Source organism: Endozoicomonas sp. SESOKO3 (assembly GCF_024606255.1).
Genome location: NZ_JAHHPR010000612.1, coordinates 1 through 3,947, shown reverse-complemented (window position 1 = coordinate 3,947; position 3,947 = coordinate 1). Strand labels below are relative to the sequence as shown.

The 3,947-nt window shown below is 48.2% G+C and carries 2 protein-coding genes; both read left to right on the top strand.

The window, feature by feature from the left end; all coding sequences use genetic code 11:
* The coding region (locus KDK18_RS10820) for a hypothetical protein (RefSeq protein ID WP_257254913.1) at positions 1-2,221 on the top strand (2,221 nt) is incomplete at its 5' end.
* 255 nt (positions 2,222-2,476) lie between these two features.
* Positions 2,477-3,947 (top strand): hypothetical protein (locus KDK18_RS10815; RefSeq protein WP_257254912.1); only part of this gene is annotated, 1,471 nt, incomplete at its 3' end.

Sequence of the window (3,947 nt, the reverse complement as noted above, 5' to 3'; positions counted from 1 at the left end):
ACCAGAATGCAAGGATAGAATTATTAAACACTCATTCTTTGCGGCAATGCTGTTAATGCTACTGTCGTTGTCTGTCAGCTGTTCGGCCGGCTCGTTGACAAGACGTTTTATTTTCGAGCATAGACAGGATGTAGATTCTCTGAAACAAAATTTTTCTATAAAACGTGACTGGCATACGTTGTCGGGCAACCCGTCCGATATTGCCGATATAAACGACGATAAAGAAACAGATTTAGCACATGATAAAAAACGACATAGATCATTTAGTTATGGGATAAAAAAGAACATCATTGAGTCGATTTCGTGGCAATGGCTTTACGCTACGAATCTGCTGATTGCTTGCGAACTGATCCTGAACACAGAGGCCCATTTGAGCGTCACCCCCTATTTCTGGCTTCCTGTAGAAGTGGTTGTCGCTGCCGGTTGGCTTTTAAAAAACTATAGCAACCCCGATACAAAGCCATTTGACCCGATTGAGCAACAGGCGAATCAGGGTCATCCGTTTGCAACCATCACTGCGGTGTTTGGCTCCGGAAATAATCCACCACAATGCCAGTCGTCAGAATCACCCAGCCAGCAAGCCCCGCAAACCACCCTCCCGCCTATAAGCTCTTTTATCAGCCCTTTTAATAATGGCTATAGCGGCGGTAACGGAGGCCATCAGCAACACCAGCACACTTTAGGTTTGAATTGTTTTACCCATCCCTGCCATGGGAGTTGTCACTTCCGCCTCTCATCCAATAGCAGTGAGCCTGCTGATTGGCCTATGAATCGTCTGGAAAGCTCATGGTTCCAATTGCCTGCTGGACACTGCTTAAGTGACATGGGGCATTTTGACCCTGCAAATGCTATGGCGTCCAGGCAAAACCCTCTTTTTAATACATTGAATGATCTTTCTGACATTCAGCTCTCATTCGATTCTGAGCCACTATTTGATGGCACTGATAGTGACCTTGAAGACTCAATCCAGAATGCTATTGATGCTACCGTGTCACTCAATGATGATGCGCCATTGCCCGGGTATTTGTCTTCCATCGCTGATGATGTTGAGGTCATTAATCGGTCACTCAATCTACAGAGTCTTCCCGAAGAAGACGGGATGGCCTTTACGCTTAACTATTCAGAAACACAACACACCACCTCGAAGTCATCCCAATTGGATCAGAGCCGACCCGATCTTTCCCAGACAGGCGCAGCACAAGCCACAGTCGACAGTGATCAAAGAATATGTGAGGAGACCGTTGTCGCGAAGGATGGCCAGCCAGGGGCATGCGGGAAGGTCTGCAAGAATGCCAGAGCCCTGATGAATCACAAAGGCAGATATCACACAGGGCAAAAAAACTGTGACGTGACCGTGGTCGGAAAGGATGGACAATCACGGCCATGCGGGAAGGTTTGTAAGAATGCTGACGCCCTGGTGAATCACAAAAACAGATACCACAGCGAGCAAAAAATCTGTGAGGCGGCCGTGGTCGGGAAGGATGGCCAGTCACGGCCATGCGGGCGGCTCTGCAAGAGTGTTGGCGCCCTGGCGACTCACAGAAGCGGTTTTCACACCGGGCAAAAAACATGTGACGTGACCGTAGTCGGGGAGGATTGCCAGCAGCAGCCGTGCGGTAAGCTCTTCAAGAATGCTCGAGCTCTGTCGGATCACAAAAGCTTATGCCACGGTGAGCAACGAACCTGTGAAGTGATCGTGGTCGCGGAGCATGGTCAACCGCGACCATGCGGGAAGCCCTGCAAGAATGCCAGAGCCCTGAGGTATCATAAAAAACAAGACCACTGCGGACGAAAAGTTTGTAAAGTGATCATGGTCGGGAAGGATGGTCGGCAGCGACCGTGCGGGAAATACTTCAAGAATGTTCAAGCCCTGTCAACTCACAAAAGCGGATACCACAGCGGGGAACGAACCTGTGACATGAGCGTGGTCGGGGCGGGTGGTCAGCAGCGGCCATGTGGGAGAGTCTGCAAGAATTCTAAAGCCCTGTCGAATCACAAATACGCCGCCCACAGAGGGCAAAAATTCTGTGACGTGACTGAATGCCGGGAGGATGACCAGCAACGGCCAAGCGGGAAGGCCTACAAAAATTCACAATGCCTATGGGATCACAAAAGAAGACATCGAAAACGCAAGCCTGTTGATCTGAACGAGGACGATGAGCTTAGTCCATCAGCAGATAAAGTGAATAAGTGTGAAGACCAAGGGAAACTAACGGACTAATACATATAAGCTCGCTATTCTCCTCACAAAACCGAAATTTCAGCCTCAATTTTCTGCCGTCCTCGCAACGGGGCCGTTTGGAAGGGCACTGTTCTTTGTCAGCCTGCTGGATTTTGACATAAAGCACATCCATTTTCTTGATCTATCCTTCTTCTCTGTAAACCAGAATGCAAGGATAGAATTATTAAACACTCATTCTTTGAGGGAATACTGTTAACGCTGTTGTCGTTGTCTGTCGCCTGTTCGGCCGGATCGTTGACAAGATGTTTTATTTTCGAGCTTAAACAGGATTCAGATTCTCTAAAACAAAACTTTTCTATAAATCGTGACTGGCATACGTTGTCGGTCAATCTGTCCGATATTGCCCAAATAGACGACTATGCAGAACGAGATTTAGCACCTGATAAAAAACGACATAGGACATTTAATTATGGAATACAAAAGACCATCATTGAGTCGATTTCGTGGCAGTGGCTTTACGCTACGAATCTGCTGATTGCTTACGAACTGATCCTGACCACCAAACAGTTTCCCACGAGCGACACCCCTTATTTATGGCTTCCAACAGAAGTGGTTGCCGCTGTCGATTGGTTTTTAAAAAACTATTGTGTCCCCGATACACAGCTGTTTAACCCGATTGAACAACAGGCGAATCAGGATCACCCGTTTGCAACCATCATTACGGTGTTTGGCTCCGGAAATAATCCACCACAATACCAGTCATCAGAATCATTCAGCCAGCAAGCTCCACAAGCCACCCTTTCACCCATTAGTTCTTTAATTAGACCGCTGAATAATGACTATAGCGGTGGTAACGGAGGCTATCAGCAACAACAGCACACTTTGGGTTTAAATTGTTTCATCCATCCCTGTTATGGCTTTTGTCGATTCCGCCGCCCCCCATCTGGTAGCAGTGGGCCCGCTGAGCGGCCCCTGAATACCTCTGAAAGCTCAGGCTCTCACTTGGCTACTGGACAGTGCTTTAGTTGCGTGGGGCATTATGATCCTGCAAATTCTATGAAGTTACGACAAAACCCTCTTTTCAAAACATTGAATGATCTTTCTGACATTCAGCTCCCATTCGATTCTGACCCACTAATTGATGGCATTGATGGCCACCTTACAGACTCAATCCAGAATGCCATTGAAGCTATCGGGTTACTCGATGATGATGTGCCAATGCTCAACCATTTGTCTTCCATCGCTGATGATTTTGAGGCCATTGATGGGTCACTCGATCCAGAGAGTCTTCTCAAAGAAGACGAGGTTGCCTTTACGCTTAACCATTCAGAAACACAACAAACAACCTCTAAGTCATCCCATTTGGATCAGAGCCAACCTCAGCTTTCCCGGGCAGGCGCAGCACAAGCCAAAGCCGACAGCGGTCAAAGAACCTGTGCGGTCTCCGCGGTCGGCAAGGATGGCCAGTCACGCGCATGCAGGAAGGTCTGCAATAATGCTCAAGCTCTGTTTGATCACAAAATCAAAGACCATGGCAAGCAACAAATCTGTGAAGTGATCGTGGTCGGGGAGGATCGTCAACAGCGGCCATGCGGAAAGGTTTGCAGGAATGCCATAGCCCTGATGATTCAAAAAAGACAAGAACACTCCGGGCAAAAAGTCTGTGAAGTGATCGTGGCCGGGGAGCATGGCCAGCAAGGACCATGCGGGAGAGTCTACAAAAGTGCTGCATCTCTATCGAGTCACAAAAGCGGATACCACAGCG